At 69.9% G+C, this 23,258-nt stretch carries 20 protein-coding genes, 1 tRNA gene and 1 pseudogene (1 of these 22 cut by a window edge); 11 read left to right on the top strand and 11 right to left on the bottom strand.

All coding sequences use genetic code 11. The features are described from left to right. Positions 1-73 precede the first annotated feature (73 nt). Entirely contained in the window at positions 74-1,186 is a 1,113-nt protein-coding gene (locus ACFFCN_RS09425) for an ABC transporter substrate-binding protein (protein WP_375490989.1), read from the bottom strand. A 164-nt stretch (positions 1,187-1,350) separates the two neighbouring features. Beyond that, the gene (locus ACFFCN_RS09420) at positions 1,351-2,130 is read right to left on the bottom strand and encodes a DeoR/GlpR family DNA-binding transcription regulator (RefSeq protein WP_375490988.1); all 780 of its coding nucleotides are present in this window, start codon (positions 2,128-2,130) and stop codon (positions 1,351-1,353) included. A 195-nt stretch (positions 2,131-2,325) separates the two neighbouring features. Here ACFFCN_RS09420 and ACFFCN_RS09415 point away from each other — a divergent pair, with 195 nt between their 5' ends. Next, a complete protein-coding gene (locus tag ACFFCN_RS09415) occupies positions 2,326-3,309 on the top strand; it encodes a peptidoglycan-binding protein (protein WP_375490986.1) in 984 nt (327 codons plus the stop codon). A 20-nt stretch (positions 3,310-3,329) separates the two neighbouring features. Here the strand turns inward: ACFFCN_RS09415 and ACFFCN_RS09410 are convergent, their stop codons facing one another. Continuing rightward, on the bottom strand, positions 3,330-3,788 hold the full coding sequence (locus ACFFCN_RS09410; protein WP_375490984.1) for a MarR family winged helix-turn-helix transcriptional regulator: 459 nt from the start codon (positions 3,786-3,788) through the stop codon (positions 3,330-3,332). 72 nt (positions 3,789-3,860) lie between these two features. Between ACFFCN_RS09410 and ACFFCN_RS09405 the strand changes: the two genes are divergently transcribed. The 4 genes from ACFFCN_RS09405 (at position 3,861) to ACFFCN_RS09390 (ending at position 8,658) form a co-directional block, all read left to right on the top strand. Then, positions 3,861-4,379, top strand: a complete 519-nt coding sequence (locus ACFFCN_RS09405; RefSeq protein WP_375490982.1) for a VOC family protein — start codon at positions 3,861-3,863, stop codon at positions 4,377-4,379. A gap of 90 nt (positions 4,380-4,469) precedes the next feature. Continuing rightward, positions 4,470-5,678: a phosphoglycerate dehydrogenase gene (gene serA, locus ACFFCN_RS09400; protein WP_375490980.1), complete on the top strand. Its 1,209-nt coding sequence runs from the start codon at positions 4,470-4,472 to the stop codon at positions 5,676-5,678. 301 nt (positions 5,679-5,979) lie between these two features. Further along, entirely contained in the window at positions 5,980-7,818 is a 1,839-nt protein-coding gene (locus ACFFCN_RS09395) for an acyl-CoA dehydrogenase (protein ID WP_375490979.1), read from the top strand. Positions 7,819-7,839: 21 nt separating this feature from the next. After that, positions 7,840-8,658 carry a tyrosine-protein phosphatase gene (locus tag ACFFCN_RS09390; protein WP_375490977.1) on the top strand — a complete coding sequence of 273 codons (819 nt, stop codon included), beginning with the start codon at positions 7,840-7,842 and terminating at the stop codon, positions 8,656-8,658. Positions 8,659-8,774: 116 nt separating this feature from the next. On the opposite strand, the gene ACFFCN_RS09385 is transcribed toward ACFFCN_RS09390, so the two are convergent. The 3 genes from ACFFCN_RS09385 to ACFFCN_RS09375 form a co-directional block, all read right to left on the bottom strand. Continuing rightward, positions 8,775-9,461: a TetR/AcrR family transcriptional regulator gene (locus ACFFCN_RS09385; RefSeq protein ID WP_375490975.1), complete on the bottom strand. Its 687-nt coding sequence runs from the start codon at positions 9,459-9,461 to the stop codon at positions 8,775-8,777. Between the two features lie 40 nt (positions 9,462-9,501). Further along, positions 9,502-11,043 carry an MFS transporter gene (locus tag ACFFCN_RS09380; RefSeq protein ID WP_375490973.1) on the bottom strand — a complete coding sequence of 514 codons (1,542 nt, stop codon included), beginning with the start codon at positions 11,041-11,043 and terminating at the stop codon, positions 9,502-9,504. A gap of 155 nt (positions 11,044-11,198) precedes the next feature. After that, entirely contained in the window at positions 11,199-11,729 is a 531-nt protein-coding gene (locus tag ACFFCN_RS09375) for a DUF732 domain-containing protein (protein ID WP_375490971.1), read from the bottom strand. Between ACFFCN_RS09375 and ACFFCN_RS09370 the strand changes: the two genes are divergently transcribed. From ACFFCN_RS09370 to ACFFCN_RS09360, 3 genes are all read left to right on the top strand, one after another. After that, positions 11,728-15,321, top strand: coding sequence for a choice-of-anchor D domain-containing protein (locus ACFFCN_RS09370; RefSeq protein WP_375490969.1), 3,594 nt, complete (start codon positions 11,728-11,730; stop codon positions 15,319-15,321). The two genes, ACFFCN_RS09375 and ACFFCN_RS09370, sit on opposite strands and share 2 nt — an antisense overlap. 136 nt (positions 15,322-15,457) lie before the next feature. After that, positions 15,458-15,548 (top strand) — tRNA-Ser (locus ACFFCN_RS09365). A gap of 42 nt (positions 15,549-15,590) precedes the next feature. Further along, positions 15,591-16,295 carry an NRDE family protein gene (locus tag ACFFCN_RS09360; RefSeq protein ID WP_375490967.1) on the top strand — a complete coding sequence of 235 codons (705 nt, stop codon included), beginning with the start codon at positions 15,591-15,593 and terminating at the stop codon, positions 16,293-16,295. On the opposite strand, the gene ACFFCN_RS09355 is transcribed toward ACFFCN_RS09360, so the two are convergent. Beyond that, positions 16,282-17,145, bottom strand: coding sequence for a hypothetical protein (locus ACFFCN_RS09355; RefSeq protein WP_375490965.1), 864 nt, complete (start codon positions 17,143-17,145; stop codon positions 16,282-16,284). The two genes, ACFFCN_RS09360 and ACFFCN_RS09355, sit on opposite strands and share 14 nt — an antisense overlap. A 246-nt stretch (positions 17,146-17,391) precedes the next feature. Continuing rightward, positions 17,392-18,483, bottom strand: coding sequence for a DUF371 domain-containing protein (locus ACFFCN_RS09350; RefSeq protein WP_375490963.1), 1,092 nt, complete (start codon positions 18,481-18,483; stop codon positions 17,392-17,394). Between the two features lie 22 nt (positions 18,484-18,505). Between ACFFCN_RS09350 and ACFFCN_RS09345 the strand changes: the two genes are divergently transcribed. After that, positions 18,506-19,153 (top strand): methyltransferase domain-containing protein, encoded by a 648-nt coding sequence (locus ACFFCN_RS09345; RefSeq protein WP_375490961.1) that lies wholly within the window; start codon positions 18,506-18,508, stop codon positions 19,151-19,153. An 86-nt stretch (positions 19,154-19,239) separates the two neighbouring features. Here the strand turns inward: ACFFCN_RS09345 and ACFFCN_RS09340 are convergent, their stop codons facing one another. Then, on the bottom strand, positions 19,240-19,737 hold the full coding sequence (locus ACFFCN_RS09340) for a TrmH family RNA methyltransferase (RefSeq protein ID WP_375490959.1): 498 nt from the start codon (positions 19,735-19,737) through the stop codon (positions 19,240-19,242). A 204-nt stretch (positions 19,738-19,941) separates the two neighbouring features. On the opposite strand from ACFFCN_RS09340, the gene ACFFCN_RS09335 reads away from it, so the two are divergent. Beyond that, positions 19,942-21,522, top strand: a complete 1,581-nt coding sequence (locus ACFFCN_RS09335; RefSeq protein ID WP_375490957.1) for an MFS transporter — start codon at positions 19,942-19,944, stop codon at positions 21,520-21,522. 15 nt (positions 21,523-21,537) lie between these two features. Here the strand turns inward: ACFFCN_RS09335 and ACFFCN_RS09330 are convergent, their stop codons facing one another. Both ACFFCN_RS09330 and ACFFCN_RS09325 read right to left on the bottom strand, forming a co-directional pair. Further along, complete coding sequence (locus ACFFCN_RS09330) at positions 21,538-22,320, bottom strand: lysophospholipid acyltransferase family protein (RefSeq protein ID WP_375490955.1); 783 nt, start codon at positions 22,318-22,320, stop codon at positions 21,538-21,540. 54 nt (positions 22,321-22,374) lie between these two features. Beyond that, positions 22,375-22,854 carry a winged helix-turn-helix transcriptional regulator gene (locus tag ACFFCN_RS09325; RefSeq protein ID WP_375490953.1) on the bottom strand — a complete coding sequence of 160 codons (480 nt, stop codon included), beginning with the start codon at positions 22,852-22,854 and terminating at the stop codon, positions 22,375-22,377. A gap of 53 nt (positions 22,855-22,907) precedes the next feature. Here ACFFCN_RS09325 and ACFFCN_RS09320 point away from each other — a divergent pair. Then, positions 22,908-23,258 (top strand): annotated as a pseudogene (locus tag ACFFCN_RS09320) (MFS transporter); it runs 1,124 nt beyond the window's last position.

The following is a 23,258-nucleotide window of genomic DNA, read 5'->3' as shown; positions in this document are numbered from 1 at the left end:
GCGAAGGTGTCCACCGTGCCGGCAGGCTCATGACCTGCCGGCACTGCGGCCACCGCTGTGGGCCGGTGAGACGTCAGTAGACGTCGCCGTTCGAGAGCGCTGCCTTGGCGTTGCTCGAGGTGAAGTGGTGATCCTTGATGATGACGTTCGCCGGGACCCCCTTGCCGGAGTAGAAGTTCTGCAGGGCACCGAACGCCAGCGGGCCGAAGCGCGGGTTGGTCTCGACGTCGGCCACCATCGTGCCGTTCGCGACGTACTGGACCGCCTGCTGGATGCCGTCGATGCCGACGACCTTGATGTCCTTGCCCGGGACCTTGCCGGCCGCGCGGATGGCCTGGATCGCGCCGAGGGCCATCGTGTCGTTCTCCGCGTAGACGCCCTTGAGGTTCTTGTTGCTCTGCAGGATCTGCGCCATGACCTTCTGCCCGGTCGCCTGGTCGAAGTTCGCCGTCTGCGAGGCGACGACCTTGATGCCCGGGTACTTGGCCTTGACCTCGGACGTGAAGCCGTTCGTGCGCTCGGTCGCGACGTTGTTGCCGGAGGTGCCCTGCAGGACCGCGACGTCACCCTTGCCGCCCATGCCGCCCGCGAGGTCGTCGGCGGCGATCTTCGCCTGACCGGTGAAGTCCGAGCCGATGAAGCCGATGAAGTCCTTGCACGCCGTGCCGGTGACCGTTCGGTCGATCGTCAGCACCGGGATGTGCTTGGCCTTCGCCTGGTTCAACGCGGGGGCCAACCCGTCGGAGTTCTCCGGCGCGACGATCAGCACCTTCGCGCCCTGCGCGATCATGTCCTGGATGTCGGTGTTCTGCTGGGACACGTTGGCATTCGCGTTGCGCTGGATGAACTTGATGCCGAGCGACTTCGCCTGGGACGTGAGCGAGCTGGTCTCGGTGGCCCGGAACGGGTTGCTCGTCGACTCGGACTGCGAGAAGCCGACCGTCGTCGATTTCAGGTCGAGCTTCGGCGCGCCGTACTTGGTGTTGGTGCAGCCGCCGCCGGGCGCGGCGGCCTGCGACTGCACCTGCTGCGCCGCGGCGCTGTTGTTGCCACTCTTGGCGCTGCTGCCGCTCGACGAACCGCTCGACGCGCTCTTGGCGCAGCCCACGAGCAACGCGGCGCCGGCAACGCCGGCCACTACGGCAACGGCTGTCCGACCGCTGGTCCAGCGCTGGGATGAGTTCACGGGCCCGCTCCTGTCGTCTACCGATGCAGCCGTTGCACCGGGTCGTCGGACGCGTCAGGTGCTCGCGAGTAGCTGGCGTGGGTCACCTGCTGCGCAGTGCCCGTTAGTGAACAAGGACGATCAGTTTCGGTCAAGACTTGCGTTACAACTGATCGAAACTTGCGTCATACGTGATCGATCGGCACGTCGGCGATGTGCAACTGGACACCTGCGGCACGGAACTCGTCGATCAGCCGTGGGTCGGCGCGCGAATCGGTCACGAGGTGATCGATGCGGGTGGTGGCCACCGTCTGGAACATCGTGTCCTGGCCGAGCTTGGTGTTGTCGGCGAGCACGACGATCTCCTGCGCCGACGCGGTGATCGCCTGGTCGACGCTCGCTGCGTGCATGTTCGGCGTCGACAGCCCGCGCTCGAGGGTGAGCCCGTTGCCGGACAGGAACGCACGCCGCACCCGCACGCCGGACAACGCGTGCTCGGCCGGGCTGCCCACCATGGCGAACGTCGACTTGCGCAGCGAGCCGCCGGTGAGCACGACCTCGCCCTTCGCGTCGACGAGCACCTGGGCCACCAACAGCGAGTTCGTGACGACGGTGAGGTCGCCGACGCGCAGCAACTGCCGGGCGAACTCGCGGGTCGTGCTGCCGGCGCCGACGACGATCGCGTCGCCCTCGTCGACGAGCGTCGCGGCGAGCCGGCCGATGGCCTGCTTCTCTGCCGAGCTGACGGTGCGCTTGTGCTGGTAGCTCTGCTCGTGCGAGAGCGCGCCCGGCCAGACGGCCCCGCCGCGGCGCCGGTCCAGCACACCCTGCTGTTCCAGCGTGCGGATGTCGCGCCGCACCGTGACCTCGGATGTCGCCACCGCCGCTGCGAGGTCACGCAGCGACATCGTGCCGTTGGTGCGGACCAGGTCGATGATGGCCTGCCGGCGCTCCGCAGTGAACATTTCTGCCCCGTTCGGACGACGATGATCGCAGCGCAGGCTAACCGCTCACTGTTTCGATCAGCAACGATCAGGGGCAGCCCGCTGTGTGGCGATCACGGAAAGCAGTCTTCACCTAACGCCGTTATAACAGATGGCGTGTCGGGCAGGATGTGCCCGCGGGTAGTGCAAGCGGGGCCGACCTGACGAGGAACCACTGTGCTGCTCCGACTCTCTTCCTCCCTGCGCGCGCTGCGACGTGCCCTGCTGGTGCTGCCGATCGGCCTGGCGCTGGTGTGCGTCGCGCCGGGCAGCGCGGCAAGTGCCGCCACCGTGCCCGTGCCGCGGACGCCGGCCGGTCTCCCGTCGGCGATCGAACCGCTCGCGCCCTACGTCGGGCAGACCTCGTGCGACCCGCACGTGCGCGCCGGGACCGCCGCGTTGGCCAGGCTGCTCGCCAGCACGTACCGCAGCTACGGCGCGACGAGCTGGAGTTCGGCGTATGCCTGCGGCACCGACAGCCCGCAGAGCGAGCACTACGAGGGCCGCGCCATCGACTGGATGGTCAACATCCACAACCCCAAGCAACATGCCGCAGCGCTTGCCGCGATCAAGTGGCTGCTGGCCACCGACCGCGCGGGCAACCGCTTCGCGATGGCCCGTCGTCTCGGCGTCATGTACGTCATCTACGACAACCGGATGTGGGGGGCGTGGGACGGCAGGTGGGAGCAGTACAACAACTGTGCCCACCTGCCGGCACGGGGCGACGACAACGCCTGTCACCGCACGCACATCCACATCTCGCTGTCCTGGAACGGCGCGTTGGGCAAGACGACCTTCTGGACGAAGCACATCACGCCGACGAACTACGGCCCGTGCCGGCCGAAGGATTTGAACTGGGCCTACCTCTACAAGCGCGCCAACTACGCGGGCTGCCACCAGTACGCGAAGGTGCACGCCGCGAAGGGTTCGAGCGCCACCAAGAAGTCGCTGGTGCGCTACTCCGGCGCCGCGGTGCGCATGCACTGGCGCGGCCCGGCGGTCACGGCCGTGCAGCAGGCCCTGCACGTGTCGGCGAACGGTAGCTACGGCTCCAGCACGGCGAACGCGGTGCGTGCGTTCCAGCGAAAGCACCGCGGCTGCCCGGTGACCGGCGCGATGAACCCGCCGACCTGGCGCGCACTGCTTGCCGCGACGCACTGATGCGTGGTGACCGAGCGGGCTCAGGTCCGCTCGGTCACCCGCGCGATGATCGTCTCGCCGATCGTGGCCAGTGCGGCCAGCTGTTCCTCGGTCAGGGCGTCGATGACGTACGAGCGCACCGAGGCGACATGCCCCGGCGCAGCGGCGACGAGCACCGCGAAGCCCTCGTCGGTCAACGTGGCGATCTGCCCGCGGCGGTCGGTCGGACAGTCCTCACGGCGGACCCACCCGCGTTCCTCGAGGCGGGCGGCGGCGTGCGAGAGGCGGCTGCGCGAGGACAGCGTCACCTCGGCGAGCTCGCTCATCCGCAGCGCACGCTCCGGGGCCTCGGACAGTCGGACGAGGATCTCGTAGTAGGCGTGCGGCAGGTCGTTGTCGCGTTGCAGCTGGCGATCGAGTGCGTCCATGAGCACCTTCGACGACTCGAGATAGGCGCGCCACGCCCGTTGTTCCGGCTCGGTCAGCCACGCCGTCGTCATATACAGAGAGTACCTGGTTGAATTCTCAACTTTATCGATTAGGCTGGGACACGTCCGAGGAGTTGATCTGACATGGCCATCCACCGGCTCAATCATGCGGTGCTCTACGTCCGTGACGTCGCGACCAGCGTGGCGTTCTACCGCGACGTGCTCGGCTTCGAGGTGATCACCGAGCTGGCCGGCCGGGCCGCCTTCCTGCGTGCCGACGGTTCGACCAACGACCACGATCTCGGCCTGTTCGCGGTCGGCGCGCAGGCTGCGCCGTCACCGGCCGGGCGCGGCGCTGTCGGTCTGTACCACCTCGCGTGGGAAGTCGAGACGCTCGCGGACCTGCAGTCGCTGTCGGCCGAGCTGGCAGCGGCCGACGCGCTGGTCGGCGCGTCCGACCACAGCACGACGAAATCGCTCTACGGCCGCGACCCGGACGGTCTGGAGTTCGAGGTCGCGTGGATCGTGCCGGCCGAGCTGCTCGACGAGGCAGCGCTGGCCGGCCGCGCGTCGATCCGCCCGCTCGACCTCGCCCGGGAGATGGCGCGTTACGGCGCGCAGACGCCCGGCGGCATCGGTATCAGCCGGTCGGTCAGCGCCTGACGCCGGCGCCCCGCGGCGGCGCTGCGCCGGATCGGCACGCGGGCACTGTCGACGCGAAATCGCCCACGTCGCCTCCCTAGACTCAGCAGTATGAGCGATGCCGTACGCGCCCTGCTGCTCGAGCAGATCCACCCCGAGGCCGAGGCGATCCTGTCCGCAGCCGGGTTCGCCGTCGACTCCGTCGATCGCGCGCTCGACGAGGACGAGCTCATCGCGCGGCTCGCCGACGTCTCGCTGCTCGGCATCCGCTCGAAGACCCAGGTCAGCGCGCGCGTGCTGGCCGCTGCACCCAAGCTGATCGCGGTCGGCGCGTTCTGCATCGGCACCAACCAGATCGATCTCGCCGCGGCGGCCGAGTCGGGCGTCACGGTCTTCAACGCGCCGTTCTCCAACACGCGTTCGGTCGTCGAGCTCGCCATCGCCGAGATCATCTCGATGACGCGCCGGCTCACCGAGAAGAACGGATTGATGCACGACGGCGTGTGGGACAAGTCTGCGCACGGCGCACACGAGGTGCGCGGCCGGACGCTCGGCATCGTCGGCTACGGCAACATCGGCACGCAGCTCTCGGTGCTCGCGGAGAACCTCGGCATGCGGGTGCTCTTCTTCGACACCGCGGACAAGCTCGCGCTGGGCAACGCGCGGCGCAGCCTGTCGCTCAAGGAACTGCTCGGCGAGTCCGACGTCGTCACCCTGCACGTGGACGGGCGCGCCACCAACCAGAACTTCTTCGGCGAGAACGAGTTCGCCGCCATGCGACCCGGCTCGCTGTTCCTCAACCTCTCGCGCGGCTTCGTCGTCGACTACGGCGCGCTGCGCCGCCAGATCGAGGCGGGACACGTCGCCGGCGCGGCCGTCGACGTCTTCCCGGTCGAGCCGAAGGGCCGCGGCGACGAGTTCGTGTCCGAGCTGCGCGGCCTGCCCAACGTCATCCTCACCCCGCACATCGGCGGCTCCACCGAGGAGGCTCAGCAGGACATCGGCCGGTTCGTCGCGGGCAAGCTCGCGGACTTCACCCAGGACGGCTCGACGTCGATGAGCGTCAACATGCCCGGCCTCGTGTTGCCGCGCGCCACCGGCCGACTGCGGCTGCTGCACCTGCACCGCAACGTCCCCGGCGTGCTCGCGCGGGTCAACGGGCTGCTCGCCGACTCCGGCGTCAACGTCGAGGCGCAGCTGCTCGGCACGCGCGGCGAGTACGGCTATGTCGTCACCGACTCCGCGAGCGGCACGACACAGTCGATCGTCGACCAGATCCGCGCCATGCCCGAGACCATCAGCCTCCGGGTGATCTTCTAGCCCTGCCGGGGATCGCGGCTCGCGTCGTGTGGCGGGTGTGCGGGCTGACACGCCGGAAAACAACCCGCAGCGTCGCCACACGGGTACCCACCGTTCCGACGGTGCACGGCGTGCAGGCTTCGACCGGCGTGTCGTCGCGCCGCGGGTGCACGGTCGGCGCGGCATTCGTCCGGATCGCCCCGTAACGGTGCTAACAATCGCGCGCGTCATGTTGCTCGGGTTACCTACGAGTAATACTCTTGAAGTTACTCATCGGTAACTACGCCAGTCGGTTACCGCGACCGGAAGCAGGAGTTCGGCCATGGGCCACTACAAGAGCAATGTCCGCGACATCGAGTTCAACCTCTTCGAGGTGTTCGGCACCGACAAGCTGCTGAGCCAGGCGCCGTTTTCCGACATCGACGAGGACACCGCGCGCGGCATCATCGCCGAGGTCGCGAAGCTCGCCGAGGGGCCGCTCGCCGAGTCCTTCGCCGACGCCGATCGCAACCCGCCGGTCTACGACCCGGACAACTACACGGTCACCATGCCGCAGTCGTTCGCGAAGTCGTTCAAGACGCTCTTCGACAGCGAGTGGTGGCGCCTCGAGACCCTGCCCGAACTCGGTGGCCAGCTCGTCCCGCGCACCGTCGTCTGGGGCGTCGCCGAGCAGGTGCTGGGCTCGAACCCGGCGCTGCACATGTACATGGCGGGCGCGCCGTTCGCCGGCATCCTCTACGCCAACGGCAACGAGACGCAGCGCAAGATGGCCCAGCGCATGATCGACCGCGGCTGGGGCGCGACGATGGTGCTGACCGAACCGGACGCGGGCTCCGACGTCGGTGCGGGCCGCACCAAGGCCGTCGAGCAGTCCGACGGTTCGTGGCACCTCGAGGGCGTCAAGCGCTTCATCACGTCGGGCGAGCAGGACATGACCGAGAACATCATCCACCTGGTGCTTGCCCGCCCCGAGGGCGCCGGCGCGGGCACCAAGGGGTTGTCACTGTTCGTCGTGCCGAAGTTCCACTTCGACCCGGAGACCGGCAAGCTCGGTGAGCGCAACGGCGCCTTCGTCACCAACGTCGAGCACAAGATGGGTCTCAAGGCGTCGACCACCTGCGAGCTGCGCTTCGGCGAGATCGACAACATCCCGGCCAAGGGTTGGCTGGTGGGCGACGTGCACAACGGCATCGCGCAGATGTTCCAGGTGATCGAGCACGCCCGGATGATGGTCGGCACGAAGGCCATCGCGACGCTGTCGACCGGTTACCTCAACGCGCTGGACTACGCCAAGACCCGCGTCCAGTCGGCGGACCTGACGAAGGCGGCGGACAAGAGCGCTCCGCGGGTCACGATCATCAACCACCCCGACGTGCGGCGCAGCCTGATGCTGAACAAGGCGTACGCCGAGGGCCTGCGCGCGCTGGTGCTCTACACCGCCTCGGTGCAGGACCGGATCATCGTCGGCGAGCACACGGACGGCGACACCAAGGCCGACGAAGCCATCAATGATCTGCTGCTGCCGATCGTCAAGGGCGTCGGTTCCGAGCGCTCCTACGACCAGCTCGCGCAGGCGCTGCAGACCTTCGGCGGCTCGGGTTACCTGCAGGACTACCCGCTCGAGCAGTACATCCGTGACGCGAAGATCGACACGCTGTACGAGGGCACGACGGCGATCCAGGCGCAGGACTTCTTCTTCCGCAAGATCGTGCGCAACAAGGGCGCCGCGCTCGGCGCAATTTCGGCCGAGATCACGCAGTTCCTCGAGTCGATCGCCGACGAGGGCCGGCTCAAGGAAGAACGCGCCGCGCTGCAGAAGGCGCTCGAGGACTTCGGCGGCATCGTCGGCGCGATGTTCAACCAGCTGATGAGCGGCCAGGAGGACGTCGCCAACGTCTACAAGGTCGGCCAGAACGCCACGCTCGCGCTGCTGTCGGCCGGCGACCTCATGGTCGGCTACCTGCTGCTGCGCCAGGCGGCGGTGGCGCTGGGCAAGCTCGACGGGAACGGACTGTCCGCGGGGGATCGTGCGTTCTACGCCGGCAAGCCGGCGGTGGCGCACTTCTTCGCCACCACCGTGCTGCCGGAGCTTGCCGCCCGGCGCGCCGTCGCCGAGGCGATGGACAACGCGCTGATGGACGTCGCCGAAGAGTCGTTCTGACGCGTCCGTAGGGTCGGTGGCGTGGCCGAACCACGCTGGGTGCAGCTGTCCGGAGCCGACAACGTCCGTGACCTCGGCGGCCTGCCGACCGACGACGGCCGGGCGGTGCAGCCGGGGCGGTTGATCCGCTCGGCGAACCTGCAGGAGTTGACCGACGACGACGTGGCGCGCCTCGTCGAGGAGTTGCACGTGCGTGCGGTCGCCGACCTGCGCACCGGCGTCGAGGTCACCAACGAGGGCCCCGGCCCGCTGCACCACGATGCGCGCGTCGACGTGCGGCATTTCTCGCTGTTTCCCGAAGCGGGCGAGGCCACCGACGCAGCGCGTGCCGACGACGACAGTCCGGTCGTGCTGCCGTGGCAGGAGCGTGAGCAGAACGAGACCGGCGGCGCGCGTCCCGACGCGGCCACCGTCTACCTGCGCTACCTCGACGACCGCCCCGACTCGGTGCTCGCGACGCTTCGGCTGATCGCCGGCACCGACGGCGCCACGCTCGTGCACTGCGCCGCCGGCAAGGACCGCACGGGCGTCGTGATCGCGTTCGCGCTGGCCGAGGTGGGCGTCACCCGCGAGGCCATCGTCGAGGACTACGTGCGTAGCGGCGAGGCGATCGAGGCGATCCTGGCGCGGCTGTTCACCCGCAGTACGTACGCAGGTGACGTCGACGACCCGGGCGCGGTCGACGCGGACAAGCACCGGCCGCGGGCTGGGACGATGCAGCGCTTCCTCGACGAACTCGACGCCCGTTACGGCGGTCCGTCCGCGTGGCTGCGCAGGCACGGCTGGACGGACGCCGACGCGCAGGCACTACGGCACCACCTGCTCGACCCTCAGGACTGACCGGCCCGCAGCCGAAATCCCGGTGATCAACAGGAGATTATGCGCACCGGAGCGACCCGAACCTGCTGTTGATCAACGAGGGGTGTGGGGGTGGTCAGGTGTCAGGTGGTCAGGTGTCAGCCGCCGGCGCCCTGCATGCGCTGCTTGTACGTGCTCATCGCGGCGCGGAACTCGTCCTCCTCGATCGGGGGCACCGGCAGCGCCTTGCCCGGCCGCAGCCCGTCGAGCAGCACCGGTAGGTAACGACGCCACAGGTCGGGCGCGGTGTCCGCGGTGACGTCCGCGACGGTGCACAGCATCATCATCACGACGCCGACGTCGGTGGCCTGCACGTCGTCGCGCAGCACCCCTTCAGTCTTGCCGCGCGCGACGAGTCCGCGCAGCGGCCCAGTCATCCGGTCGTGGATCTGCTCCATCTGCTGCGGATCGTGGGCGCCCATGAGCACCTCGCGCAGTCCGCGGTCGGTGGTCTGCGCGGTGGCCGCGCCCTCGATGAAGGTGGTGATGCCCTGCCACGCGTCCCGGGTCGCCGCGGACGACTCGGCGAGCTGGATCATCTCCTCGATGCGCTCACTCAGCACGGCCCGGGCCAGTTCGTGCTTGTTCGCGAAGTGCCGGTACGCGGTGCCGACACCCACTCCTGCGCGCGCGGCGACGTCGTCCAGGCTGGCGTCGAGACCGCGTTCGCGAAAGACGTCGCGAGCGGCGGTGAGCAGCAACGCACGGTTGCGCGCGGCGTCCTTGCGCATCGGACGGGAGGCGCCCACGGCATCGACAGCTGCCGATTCGTCGACCTTGGTCATGGCCGCCTCCCGTCCGTGGTGATGCTCAACGTATGCCCGCTCAGGCAGCGACCGGTGCCGCGCCGGGATCACCCTGCGGGATGTCGTTGCGCAGGATGAACGCGGACAGGATGGCACCGCCGAGGAACACGGCCGCACCGATCCAGAACGCGACCGTGTAGCTGTGCACCGCCGCGTGCGCCTGCAGGCCCAATGCAGCCTGCTTGGCCTGCGCCGCACCCAGGCCCTGCGGAACAGCATGCGAGGCGAGGTAGCCGGCGAGCACCGTCCCGGCGATTGTGTTGAACAGCGACGTGCCGACCGAGCCGCCGACCTGCTGCATCGCGTTCACCGATGCCGACGCGACACCGGCGTCGCGCGGCTCGACACCGAGCACCGCGAGGTTGAAGCCGGGTGCGAAGACCAAGCCCAGGCCGACACCCATGACGATCGTCGCGGGCAGGACGACCGACGCGTAGTTCCCCGTCACGCTGATGTGCGTGAGGATGTAGAGCCCGATGGCCGACAACAACATGCCGGTCGGGATCAGGACGCGCCCGGACACCCGTTGGATCAGCACGGTGCTGCCGACGGACGCCGTCACGATGATCGCGCCGGTCATGGGTAGAAACGCGACGCCGGACCTGATCGGGGTGTAGTGCAGGTTCGTCTGCAGGTAGTACGTGAGGAACAAGAACACGGCGAAGATGCCGATGCCGGCGAGGAACATCACCAGCAGCGCGCCGCCGCGGTCGCGGTCGGCCACCACGCGCAGCGGCAGGATCGGGTTGCTGACACGTTGTTCGATCAGCACGAACACGACGAGCAGCACTGCGGCCACCGCGAGGCAGACGATCGTCAGGGTGGCTCCCCAGCCGTGCTGTTCGGCGTTCGAGAAGCCGTAGACGAGAGCGAACAGGCCCAGGGTGACCGCGGCCGTGCCCGCATGATCGGACTGCTGACGTTCGGTGGCCCGCTCGTGCCGGGGCAGCAACGTCATCGCGCCGGCGAAGGCAATGGCCGCGAAGGCCAGGTTGACGTACAGCGTCCAGCGCCACGTGGCGTACTCGGTGAGCACGCCACCCAGCAGCAGGCCGACCGACGCGCCGGCTCCGGCGATGGCACCGAATATGCCGAAGGCCTTGCCGCGTTCCTTCGGCTCGCTGAACGTCGTCGTCAGCAACGCGAGCGTCGCCGGGGCGAGGATCGCACCGAACGCACCCTGCACCGCGCGGGCGGAGACCAGCATTGCGAAGTTGACCGATGCGCCGCCGATCGCCGACGCGACGGCGAAGCCGGTCAACCCGACGAGCAGCGCCCATTTGCGGCCGAAGAAGTCGGCTAATCGGCCGCCGATCAACAGCAGACTGCCGAAGGCCAGTGCGTACGCCGTGACGATCCACTGTCGGTCGGCGTTGTCGAAGTGCAGGCTGGTCTGCGCGGTCGGTAGTGCGATGTTCACGATCGTCGAGTCCAGGACGACCATGAGCTGGGCGATGCCGAGCACGGCGAGGATCCACCAGCGCTTGCTGGAGGTCGCGTCGCCGCCTGCGGACTGCCCGACGGCCGGCGCCGTCGTCGTCTCGTGCAGTGCGGAGGTCATGTGTTGTCTACCTTTCGGTAACTTACCGGAGGCGGTGGCTCCGGTTCGCCCCCGACGGTACACCCGGATCCGGAGCCGTCCACTCCGTTTTTCTGCGAGCTGGGACACAGTCCGCCGATCGCTGCACGGCGGAGTGGTGCGGTACCGCTTGCGCGTCAGGGGCAGTAGGCACTACGAGCGTCGACGACGAACTGGTGCGCGACGCTTTGGCTGCCCAACCGCGCGGCCAGATCACCGGTGACGTCGTCGGCAGAGCTGCCCTGCGCCAACTGACGGCAAATCCGGTGGCCGTCGGCGCTCAGCATTGCACGCGACTGGGCGGGTAACGCCGCATGGGCGAGAGCGAGGAAGGTCGACACAGCGCGACTGGTATCGGTCGCCTCCGACGATGCCCGCTGCCTTGCAGTACTGGTCGCCGTCATCACCGGCCCGGCGGTACCGCGCGAAGTGGCCGGCGCACTCTTGCGTGGAGCTGCGGTCGGCGTTGCGTGCGACGCGACGGCCGAATGCGAGGGGGCGGTGGCGGAATGATCGACGCATGCGGACAGCACGAAGCCGACCGCCGACGTCGCGACGAGTGTCCAAGCCCCGGCGCGCATGACAAAAAGGTAGTGCGCCTCCCCATACGTCGCGAAACTGTGCTTTGCTCCCCCGGTCACATTCGCCGTCGTGTCGAGGTCTGTCATGAATTGCGCCCCGAAGTCCCGTCGACGACGGTTCGTCGCGCTTGCCGCCGTGTTCGCGCTGATCTGCACTGGCACGATCGTCGCCGACGTGCCGGCCGGCGCGGACAACGTGACGGTTTCGGACGACACGCTGCGCACCGGGTGGGACCAGAACGAATCGGGTCTGGCCCCGTCGAGTGTGTCGGCATCTGATTTCGGGCAGCTGTTCGCCACTCAGCTCGACGGCCAGATCTATGCGCAGCCGATCGTCGCCAAGTCGACGGTGCTCGCGGTGACCGAGAACGACAAGATCTACGGTCTCAATTCGCAAACCGGGGCGATCAAGTGGTCGCGCGACGTCGGTCCGTACTGGCCGGCTTCCAACATCGGGTGCGGTGATCTGGTGCCCAACATCGGGATAACCGGCACACCCGTCTACGACCCCGCGACCGGCACCGCGTATTTCACGGCGAAGGTCAACGACGGTGCCGACGGCAATCATCCGCACTGGTACCTGCACGCCATCGACATCACGACCGGCGCCGAGCGACCCAACTTCCCCGCCACGATCGGCGGCAGCCCGAGCAACGACCCCGGCAACACCTTCAACCCGAAGACCGCGATGCAGCGGCCGGGTCTGCTGCTGCTCGGCGGTGTGGTGTACGCAGGCTTCGCCAGCCACTGCGACTACGGGCCCTACGTCGGTTACGTCGCCGGCGTCAACGCCTCGACCGGCAAGCAGACCACCTTGTGGTCGACAGAGGCGGGGTCGTCGAACTCCGAGGCCGGTATCTGGCAGTCGGGCGGCGGTTTGGTGTCCGACGGCGCCGGCCGGATCATCCTGGCGACCGGCAACGGCGTGTCCGCTGCGCCCGGGCCGGGCACCCAGCCGCCGTCGACGCTGGCCGAGGCCGTGGTCCGGCTGCAGGTCGGCAGCGACGGCAACCTGACGGCCAAGGACTTCTTCAGCCCGGTCAACAACAGCAACCTCGACCGCGAGGACGCCGACCTCGGATCGGGCGGCCCGATGGCCATTCCGGACGGGTACGGCACCTCCGCGCACCCGCATCTGCTCGTCGAGGTGGGCAAGGACGGGCGGGTGTTCCTGCTCGACCGCGACAATCTCGGCGGGGTCGGCCAGGGCGCCGGCGGCACCGACGGTGCGCTTCAGGTCGCCGGCCCGTACAACGGCGTCTGGGGGCACCCGGCGTTCTGGGGTGGCGACGGCGGCTACGTCTACACGATCACGAACGGTGGCCCGCTGCTCGCCTTCAAGACCGGGGTTGCCGGCAACGGGTTGCCGGCACTGACCAAGGTCGGCTCGAGCACCGCCAACTGGGGTTACACCTCCGGCTCGCCCGTCGTGACGTCCACCGGCACGACCTCGGGCTCCTCGTTGATCTGGGCTATCTACTCCAGTGGCTCCAACGGCTCCGGCGGGCAGTTGCGCGCCTACGACACCGTGCCGACGAACGGCGTGCTGAACCAGCGGTACTCCGCGCCCATCGGCACTGCCTCGAAGTTTGCGGTCCCGGCCACCGACGGCGGGCGCGTGTACGTCGGCAACCGCGACGGTGTCCTTTACGGATTCGGCCGGCCCACCACCGCGGCACTGTCCGGCTCGCCGACCGACTTCGGCAATGTCGCCGTGAACAGCACGTCGACCAAGAACGTCACCGTGACGGCCACCCGCACCGTCACCGTGACCGGCGTGTCGACCGCCGCTCCGTTCAAGGCCGGCTCGGTGTCGCTGCCGGCCACGCTCAACAGCGGGCAGAGCCTGACCGTGCCGGTCACGTTCGCGCCGACCGCGACCGGCGCGCAGTCCGGAGCGCTGTCCTTCGCCACGAACGCCGGCACACTGGCCTTCGACCTGCACGGGGCAGGAACCCAGCCGGGCCTGGCCGGCAACCCGGCAAGCCTGGCCTTCGGCCAGGTGCCGACCAGTGGCAAGGTGACGCAAAGCATCTCGATCACCAATACCGGCAGTACAACCACGACCATCACCGGCGCCACTGCGCCCAGCGCGCCGTTCTCCGCCGGGTCGCTGCCCGCCAACGGCACCACTCTGGCGGCCGGGGCGTCGGTGTCCGTGCCGATCACGTTCGCGCCGAGCAAGGCCGGCGACTTCTCCTCCGCGCTGACCGTGACGTCCTCCACCGGCAACGTCAGCGTCCCGATAAGCGGCACCGGTATCGCCGGCGCTCCGCACATGACCCTGAGCCCGACCACCGTCGCGTTCGGGTCGGTGCCGGTCGGCAGCACCGCCAGCAAGACGTTCACGATCAGCAACACCGGCAACACGGTGCTGACGCTGAACAAGGCCGCGCCGCCCGCGGCACCGTTCGGCGCGCCATCGCCGGTCTCGGAGGGCCAGCAGATCAACCCCGGCGACGAGATCACCCAGACCGTGACGTTCGCGCCGACGACGACAGGTGCCGTCAGCGGTTCGTACCTGATCACCGGCAACGACAACCAGGGCGCCCAGACGGTGACCCTGACCGGAACCGGGACGAGCACCGGCACCGGTACCGGCACGGGCACGATCCCGTCACCGGCCGCAGGCGGCTGGCACGCCAACGGCTCCGCGGTGCAGAACGGGGCGACCACGACGCTCACGCCGGCCACCGAGACGCAAGCGGGCAACGTCGTCTACCCGACTGCGGTGCCGACCGCGGGGCTGCACGTCAAGTTCACCGCACAGCTCAACGGCGGCACTGGCGCGGACGGCCTCGCCTTTGATCTGCTCGACCCGGCCAAGAACACCTCGACATCGCTCGGCAAGACCGGCGGCGCGCTCGGCTTCGGCTCGTTGACCGGCACGGCGGTGGCACTCGACACCTACAGGAACACCGGCGACCCGTCCGCCAACTTCTACGGCATCGCGACCGGCGCCACGGGTGGCGGCAGCGATTCCCTGACCTACGCCGCTAGCGCCCCAGCACCGACCTCGCTGCGTTCGGGCACCCACACCGTCGACGTAGCCGTCACCAGCACGGGGTTGTCGGTCAGCCTCGACGGGGGGACGCCGTTGACGGCGAAAGTCACCGTCCCGGCAAAGGCACTGCTCGCGTTCAGCGCCGGCACCGGCGGCGAGACCGACGTCCACGCCGTGACCGATGTGGTCATCACCACGGTGCCTCCCTCGGGGGCCATCACCGGGATCGCCGGCAAGTGTGTCGACGTGTCCGGCGCCAACACTGCGGACGGCACCAAGGTGCAGCTCTACACCTGCAACGGCACCAACGCCCAGGTCTGGACGTTCCCCGGCAACAACACGATCCACGCGCTCGGCAAGTGCCTGGACGTCAACCAAGCCGCCAAGACCAACGGCACCAAGGTGCAGCTCTACACCTGCAACGGCACCGTCGCGCAGGTCTGGAACGTCGAGAGCAACGGTGAGATCGTCAACCCCAACTCCGGACGCTGCCTGGACGACCCCGGCAGCAAGACCGCCGACGGAACCGGACTGGAGATCTACGACTGCAACGCCGGCGCGAACCAGACATGGCAGGTACCCGCCGGGGCGAGTGCCGCGGCCCCAACAGCAGCTAAGGAAGGCGTGACGAGTCGGTCGTCGAAGGCCGCCGCGCCTCATCGGCGGACCCAGTAGCAATAGCCGTCGCCCGCCTGCCGGGCGCTCGCTGGGTTCGTAGCCCTGGGCGTGGCCCCGCACGGTGGTCGAGAGCGCTCCGGCTGGCGCACGGTCCGAGCAACGACGTCTCAGTAAGGTTGGGCCCGCAGTACCCGGAGGGCTCGCATAGCGGCCGAGTGCGGCGGTCTTGAAAACCGCTGTCAGGTGATCCCTGACCGAGGGTTCGAATCCCTCGCCCTCCGCCACGCGAGGCGGGACGCGCCGTTACCGTTCGTCAGGTGTGCACCGTGGTGACTCGATGGCAATCCGGCGAACCGCTGCGAATACTGGCGATCCGCGACGAGCTGATGTCCCGCGCGTTCGACGAGCCGGGTGCGTGGTGGCCGCAGCTGCCGGGGGTGATCGGCGGCCGGGACCGCGCCGCAGGCGGGAGCTGGTGCGTGAGCGACGTCGCCGCCGGAATCACCGCGTTGGTGCTGAACCGTCCCGAGCAGGGGACGGGCACGCCGTCGCGCGGGGTGTTGCCGCTCGCGGCGCTCGAGCACGGCGACGCCTGGACCGAACACGTCGATCACCGCGCGATGGCGACGTTCACCCTCGTGCTCGCGGCGCCGAACGGTGTGCGCGCGTGGGAGTGGACCGGCGCCGAGCTCACGCGTACCGACCTGACGCCGGGCACGCACCTGTTCACGTCGAGCGGCATCGACCCCGATACGCCGAAGGCGCGTCGGTACGCGCCGCTGTTCGCCGAGCAGGACTGGGTCGACGTCGTCACCGGCGAGCAGCCGACCGACGACTTGGACGCGCTCGTCATCCGGCATCCGGTGCCCGACTCGGACGACGTCTACGGCACGGTGTTCGGGCAGCTGCTGGAGACCGAACCGGGCAAGCTCACCGCGAGCTTCTCGCGCACGCCGTGGCTGGCCGACGACTGGAGTCAGCTGCGGCTGCCGCAGCCGGTGGCCGACGGGCACCGCGTCACTGATACGTGATGACGTCCGGGCGCGGGTGCAGCCGCATGACCTCGCCCGGCGACATCAGCCGCGAGTCCTGCGTCAAGAACAACTTGAACCCGACGCCGAACGGCGGGCTGGGGAAGTGCAACTTCTGCAGTACGTGAACCTTCGTGCTGGGGTGGCCGAACCCGTCGGCGTGCAGCACCATCTCGATGCCGGGGTGCTGCGTGATGTGTTGCCGGTCCGGCAGCATCGAGGCCGTGAACTCGTGCACGACGACGAGTTTGTCCGGTAGGTGACGGGCGCTTACGAGCCCGGACAGCCACGACGTCGCCGCGTTGATGCCGGCGGCGGTGCTGTGCCCGATGAGGCCGTTGCCGGGCCGGCCACCGGGACCGACCTTCCACTCCGGGTCCAGCGCGAGGCCGACCGAGGGATCGACGAGTACGGGCGCCAAAGCCTTCGCCTGCGCGACGAACGACGCCCGGCCGGGCTGCAGATCGAGGATCAACAGCATGTGGTGTTCGTGCGCGACGTCGAGGTACTCGCGCACCTGCGCCATCGGGATCGGCGCGGAGTAGGTGTCACCCGGGCCGGGTCCGCTGCGCGCGACGGTGGCGATCAGTTCCATCGCCGGCAGCACGGGCTCGCCGTAGTGTTCGAAGCCCGCCGCGCGATGGATGATCGATTGCGCGGCCTGTTCCGGCGAGGTCTTGCCGAGCACGCCGAGCTTGCCGCTGCCGGGCGCGCCGTAGTACGCGACGACCCGCTCCCGGCCGACGATGCGTTGCCCGAGCGCAGGCGGTTGGCCGCGCACACCCGATGCGGTGGCCGATGCGGACGTGCTGGTCGGTGTGCTGCTGCGCGGCGCGGTGGTCGGCGCCATTGCGCTCGTCGAAGCGGGTGCACGCGACACCGAGCGGCCGGCGGACGGCGACGTGCTGCGTGCCGACGGCGTCGGATGCACGTGGACGCTCGACGAGCAGGCGGCGAGCAGTAGACAGCAGCCGACTGCAGCCGCCCTCCCACGCACGGGTCATGGGTACCAGGCGGCCGTCGGTTTGCGTAGGACGTCCCGGATGCGTGACGGGATCGCAACGTCCGGTTCGCCTGCCGGACGGCGTGCGCGGCGTCAGCGCGCGATGTGCAGTACCGCGTCGTAGGCGTCGCGGCGTGGCCAGCCGGTGAGCTCGGCGAGCGCGCGCGCTGCGGTGCGCGTCGGGACCCCGTCGGTGAGCAACGCGGTGACCGCCGCCCGCGCGGCCGGATCCAACGTCGCCTCTTCGCCGGTCAACGGCTCGAGGCAGCAGTACACGGTGTCCTTGGCGGGCAACGCGCACGGCGCGACGGTGGTCGTGCGGACCGGCTGCGCGTACTGCTGCACGAGGACGCAGTCGCGTGTCCCGCGCAGCTCCTTCGCCGCGCCGAGCAAGGCACCCAGCTCGTCGTGCGGCGTCGTGACGACGAGCCGGTGGGTGGCCGGAGTGCGCAGCAGCACGGCGCGCAGGTCGGCAGCGCGCGGCGCGTAGGTGATCGGACCGCCCGCGTGCGCCGCAGCCGCCGCGGCCGCACCGGGGAGCAACCCGACCGTCTCGACCGGACGGTTGTCGCGCAGGGGAGCGAGCAGTGCCGCGCCCGGCAGATCGGTTCCCGCGACGACGAGCACCCGGCCGGGCGGTAAAGCGGTCAATGCTCGGCGTGTGTCGAGCCGATCGACGGCCGGCACCGCCGCGCGGGCCGCGCCGTCCTCGGCCAGCACTGCGTCCGCGACCGCGAGCTCGGCGGCCAACCGCGGGTCCGGGTCGGTGCGGGTGGGGTCGACGGCCAAGAGCACCAGCGCGTCGAGACCGCGACGTGGGCGCACGTCGATCTCGACCTGCGTGTGCGGGTCGGTGAGCGCGGCCACGAGGTCACGCGGCAGGTCCGCCGACGCGGCATCGGCATCGACGGCGAGCGTGCCGGGGAGCTGCATCGGGCTGCGACGGATGACGGCGGGACCTGGCGTCCACGAGGAGTTGGCGCGCGCGTCGAAGGAGAACGCGTTGCCGCCGGCCGTGATCGTGATCGTCACCGGGCCTGCGGCGACCGGTCCCGCGTCATCCGTTCGCACGCCGATCCCGATGACGCAGGTGGCACGCTCGGTGATCGACTCGTCGGGCGTGAGCTCCATCGTCTTGCGGTGCGTGGCGCGGATGTCCGCACTGCCTCGCCCGGTGAGCCGCACCCGCCCAGCCTAGGGTTGGCGCGTGCGCCAGGTCGTCGGCAAGCAGACTCGCGACCTCGACGCCGCGGCGTTCGCGCAGCTGCGCGAGCGGTACCGCAGCCTCGTGCTCGATCTCGGCACCGGCGACGGCAAGCATGTGCTGACAGTCGCGCGTGCGCAGCCGGACGCGCTGGTGGTGGGTCTCGATGCTGCACCCGACGCGATGCGCGCTACGGCGGCAAGCGCCGCTCGCAAGCCGGCACGGGGCGGGGTGCCGAACGCGCTGTTCGTGTGGGCGTCGGTCGAGCAGCTGCCGGCAGAGCTGGCAGCCGTGGACGACGTGCACGTGCTGATGCCGTGGGGCAGCCTGCTGCGCGCGGTGGTCGCGCCCGACATCGCGGTGTTGCGCGGTGTGCGTACCGCGTGCCGGACCGGCGCGACCTTCCTGATCACGCTGAACCTGCACGCGTGGCGGCCGCCGGTGCCCGAGGTGGGTGCGCTCGCCGAGCCGACGCCCGACTCCGTGCGCGACGATCTCGCGCCGCGCATGGCCGAGGCGGGCTGGGTGCTCGAGCACGTCGGCTACGCCAGCGCGCAGGCGGTCGCCGCGCTCGGCACGTCGTGGACCAAACGCCTCGGTTCGAGCCGGGACGAGCTCGCCGTCCTCGAACTGCGCGGCACGTTCGTCTGACGCTGCCGTCGCATCTCCCGGTTCGCCGTGACCATTTTCGGCGCCGAAAAGTGGTCATCCGAGCATGCAAGAAGCGACGGGGTGAGTCAGGAGGGGTGCTGGCGGCAGTATTCGTAGAGCGCCATCGCGGTCGCCGTCGCGACGTTGTAGCTGTACGGCAAGCCCCAGACGGGGATCTCGACGCAGTCGTCGCACAGTGCGAGCTCGGCCTCGGACAGGCCCGCGCGTTCGTTGCCGATCACCAGCGCGGTGCGTCGCGGGAACGGGTAGTCGGCCAGGCGCACCGCGTTGGTCGTCTGCTCCAGCCCGACGATGCGATAGCCGTCCTCGCGCAGCGTGCGCAAAACCGGCGCCAGCGAGTTGCGCACCTCCAGGCGCACCGAGTCCGCGCCGTCGCGCGCGATCGTCTTGTCGATGCGTGCGTGGCCGCACACAATCATCCGCTCGACGCCGCAGCACCCGGCGGTGCGCATGATCGTCGACAGGTTGACGTTGCTGCGCATCGGCGCGCAGGCGACCACGAGCTCGCGCGGCGCCGCCAACGGCGTGGGCGGGCGGTGCCGGACCTGCTCGAACTGGACCACCGCGCAATTGTGCGCGAGGGGTGCGCCCGGCCGGCAAACGCGCACTAATCGGCCCCGGGGAAACGCCAACTATTTACCACTACAGCGACGCATTGTTGGCGTTTGCGGCGACGCCCCTACCGCCCCCGGACCCACAGCGCGAGCCGCCGGTCGCGTCTGCATCCGGGTATCCCGGTGAACCGGATAACCCGCTAGCGTTCGACCATGGCCGATCCCGATCTGGTGCTTCGCTCCGGTCGAGGACGCGGCGTGCTCGCCGCAACGATCCTGGGCAGCGGCATGGCGCAGCTGGACGGCACCGTCGTCAACGTGGCGCTACCGCGCATCGGCCGCAACCTCGACGCCGGGCTCACCGCGCTGCAGTGGACGGTCAACGCCTACACGCTGACGTTGTCCGGGCTGTTGCTGCTCGGCGGGTCGCTCGGCGACCGGCTCGGCCGTCGGCGCATCTTCGTCCTCGGCACGGTCTGGTTCATGGCTGCGTCGCTCGGCTGCGCCGTCGCGCCGGACTCCGCCCTGCTCATCGCGATGCGCGCGCTGCAGGGCGTCGGCGCGGCGCTGCTGACGCCCGGGTCGCTCGCGATCCTCGAGGCCGTGTTCCGCAAGGACGACCGCGCGGCGGCGGTGGGGTCGTGGTCCGGCCTGGGTGGGATCGCGACCGCCATCGGGCCGGTGCTCGGCGGTGTACTCGTCGGCGTCGCGCCGTGGGGTTGGCGACTCGTCTTCCTGATCAACCTGCCGCTGGCCGTCGTCGTGGTCGTGCTGTCGGCGCGATTCATCCCGGAGACCCGCGATGAGGAGTCCAGCGGACATCTGGATATCACCGGCGTGCTGCTCGCGGCGCTGGCGCTGGCCGCCACCGTCTTCGCGCTGACCGAGGGGCCGCAACGGGGTTGGTCGCCGGTGCTGATCGGCACGCTGGTCGTCGGCGTCGCGCTGTTGCTCGCCTTCGTGTTCGCCGAGACCCGCGCGCACAGCCCGATCATGCCGTTGGGACTGTTCCGCGACCGCGAGTTCGCGGCGGCGAACGCCGTCACCCTGATCATGTACGCGGCCTTGTCGGGCGCGCTGTTTCTCATCCCGGTGCAACTGCAGCGGGTGTCCGGGTTCACGCCGGTGGCCGCAGGCAGCGCGCTGCTGCCCGTGACGCTCGTGATGTTGGCACTGTCCGCGCGGATGGGTCGGTTGGCGCAGCGGATCGGCCCGCGACTGCCGATGTCGGTCGGCCCGGTGCTGGGCGGCTTCGGGCTGGTGCTGCTGACCCGCGTCGGCGCGCACGCGTCGTACCTGACCGATGTGCTGCCCGCCGTCGTCGTCTTCGCGCTCGGCCTCTCGTGCACCGTCGCCCCGTTGACGGCCACGGCGCTGGCCGCGGCGCCCGCACGCCAGGTGGGCGTGGCGTCCGCGGTGAACAACGACATCGCGCGCATCGGTGGCCTGCTCGCGGTGGCGATCCTGCCCGGCCTCGCCGGCATCACCCCGCAGGCGTACGCGCACCCCGCGCAGCTGTCGACCGGTTTCCACCACGCGGTGGTGATCGCCGGCATCCTGTTCGCCTGCGGTGGCGTGCTGTCCGCGCTGACGATCCGGGGCAGGGACGAGTCGCCGGTCGCCGCCAACGGGCCGGCCGATGACGCGGAGGACGAGAGCGCCGTCGCGGACCGACGCGACGCCGAGGGCGCGAAGGTCGACGCGCACGCCGGCTCGTCCGCGCCGCCGGCCGGCCGCCGCGGCCCCGAGCATGCGCGGGTGCACTGCGGCGTGAACACGCCGAATCCCGGCTGAACGCAGCCGGCGCGGTCAGCGTCCGGCGCGCTTCGCAGCCCGGCGCTCGCGGGCCGCGGTCTCGAGTACCGCAGCCTGCTCGAGCGTCGGCGCCGTCCCGCCCCGCGCGGCCGGCAGCCACCACCGGTCGCCCTCGCCCGCCGGCCGGTCCGGGTACTCCCGGTCGGCGACGTCGAGCAGTTCGCGCATCCGGGCCCGCAGCGTCTCGTCCACCGCGTGGGGGTCGTCGGTCGGTGCGGGGCGCAGCGGCTCGCCGAGCAGCACCATGATCGTCTTGCCGCGCCGCACGCTGTAGTGCCGGTCGACGGTGAACGTCCGTTGCGGCGCCCAGAGCACCACCGGGACGAGCGGCACCCGCTCGCGCACCGCGAGTGTCGCGGCGCCGCGCTTGAACGACTTCAACGTCCATGAGCGGCTGATCGTCGCCTCGGGAAAGACGCCGACGAGCTCGCCCGCGGCCAGCCGGCGCGCGGCGATCCGGTACGCCGCCGCGCCGGACTCGCGGTCGACGGGCACATGCCACATGGCGCGCATCAGCGGCCCGGAAACGGCGTGATCGAACGTCGACTTCTTCGCCATGAACCGGATCAGCCGTTTGCGTGGCAGCGCGGCGAGCCCGACGAAAGTGAAGTCCAGATAGCTCAGGTGGTTGCAGGCGAGCACCGCAGCGCCGTCGGCCGGCAGATGCTGCGCGCCACGCACGTCGAAGCGCAGGCCGAGCGCGCGGAAGACGATCCGGAACAACGCGATGACGACGCGGTATGTCCGGTCACGACGTGGGCGCGGTGCAGGGTGCACCCGATGATGGTGGCGCGCCGGTCGAGGTGTGCCGCCACCGGGGTCGGGCGGTGGTCAGGTGCGGGTGACGGACATGTCGCGCAACGGCACGACGTGTCCCTCGCTGCAGGTGGTGGTGACGTGGATGTCGGCGCCGCAGTCGGTGTGCTGCAGCGTCAGCGGCGCGCCGCGGTCGCCGAACAGGTACTTCGACCCCCAGTCGAAGAGGCCGAGGACCGCGGGCGCCAGATCGCGGCCCATCTCGGTCAACCGGTACTCGAACCGGGTGCGCTGACCCGGGTCCTGGTACGGCTCGCGGCGCAGCAGGCCGGCGTCGGTGAGTTCGCGCAGCCGGGCCGCGGCAACCGCCTGCGTGATGCCGACCCGATCGGCGAAGTCGTCGAAGCGGGTCGTGCCGTAGTAAGCCTCGCGCATGATCAACATGGCCGAGCGGGTGCCGACGACGCCCAGCGAACGTGCGATGGGGCAACGGTCGGCACGCCAGCCGCTGCGTTCGCTCAGCGCGCCCGTGAGCCGGGCGGTGTCCTCGCTCATCTCGTGCCTCCTAGCTTGCGTCAAGCATAGCCAGCCGATTAGCGTCGCTGACTATGACCGACAAAAGCCAGCGTCCGGCTCTCGTTCTCGCCGTCCTGTCGTTCGCGGCGTTCATGGCCAGCCTCGACGTGTTCATCGTCAACGTCGCCTTCGACGACATCGGTGCCGACTTCCACGGCACGACACTGTCGCAGCTGTCCTGGGTGCTGAACGCGTACGCCATCGTCTACGCGGCACTGCTGATCCCGGCCGGCCGGATCGCCGACCGCTACGGCCGCAAGGGCGGCTTCCTCATCGGCCTCGCCGTGTTCACCCTCGCCAGCGCCGCCTGCGCTGCAAGCGGCGGCGTCTGGTGGCTGGTGACGTTCCGGGTCGTACAGGCCGCCGGCGCCGCGCTGCTGACG

It is taken from the genome of uncultured Jatrophihabitans sp. (assembly GCF_964246335.1).
In the GTDB taxonomy this organism is placed as follows: domain Bacteria; phylum Actinomycetota; class Actinomycetes; order Mycobacteriales; family Jatrophihabitantaceae; genus Jatrophihabitans.
The sequence above is the reverse complement of the archived record's forward strand: the minus strand, read 5'-3'. Positions and strand labels throughout refer to the sequence as shown.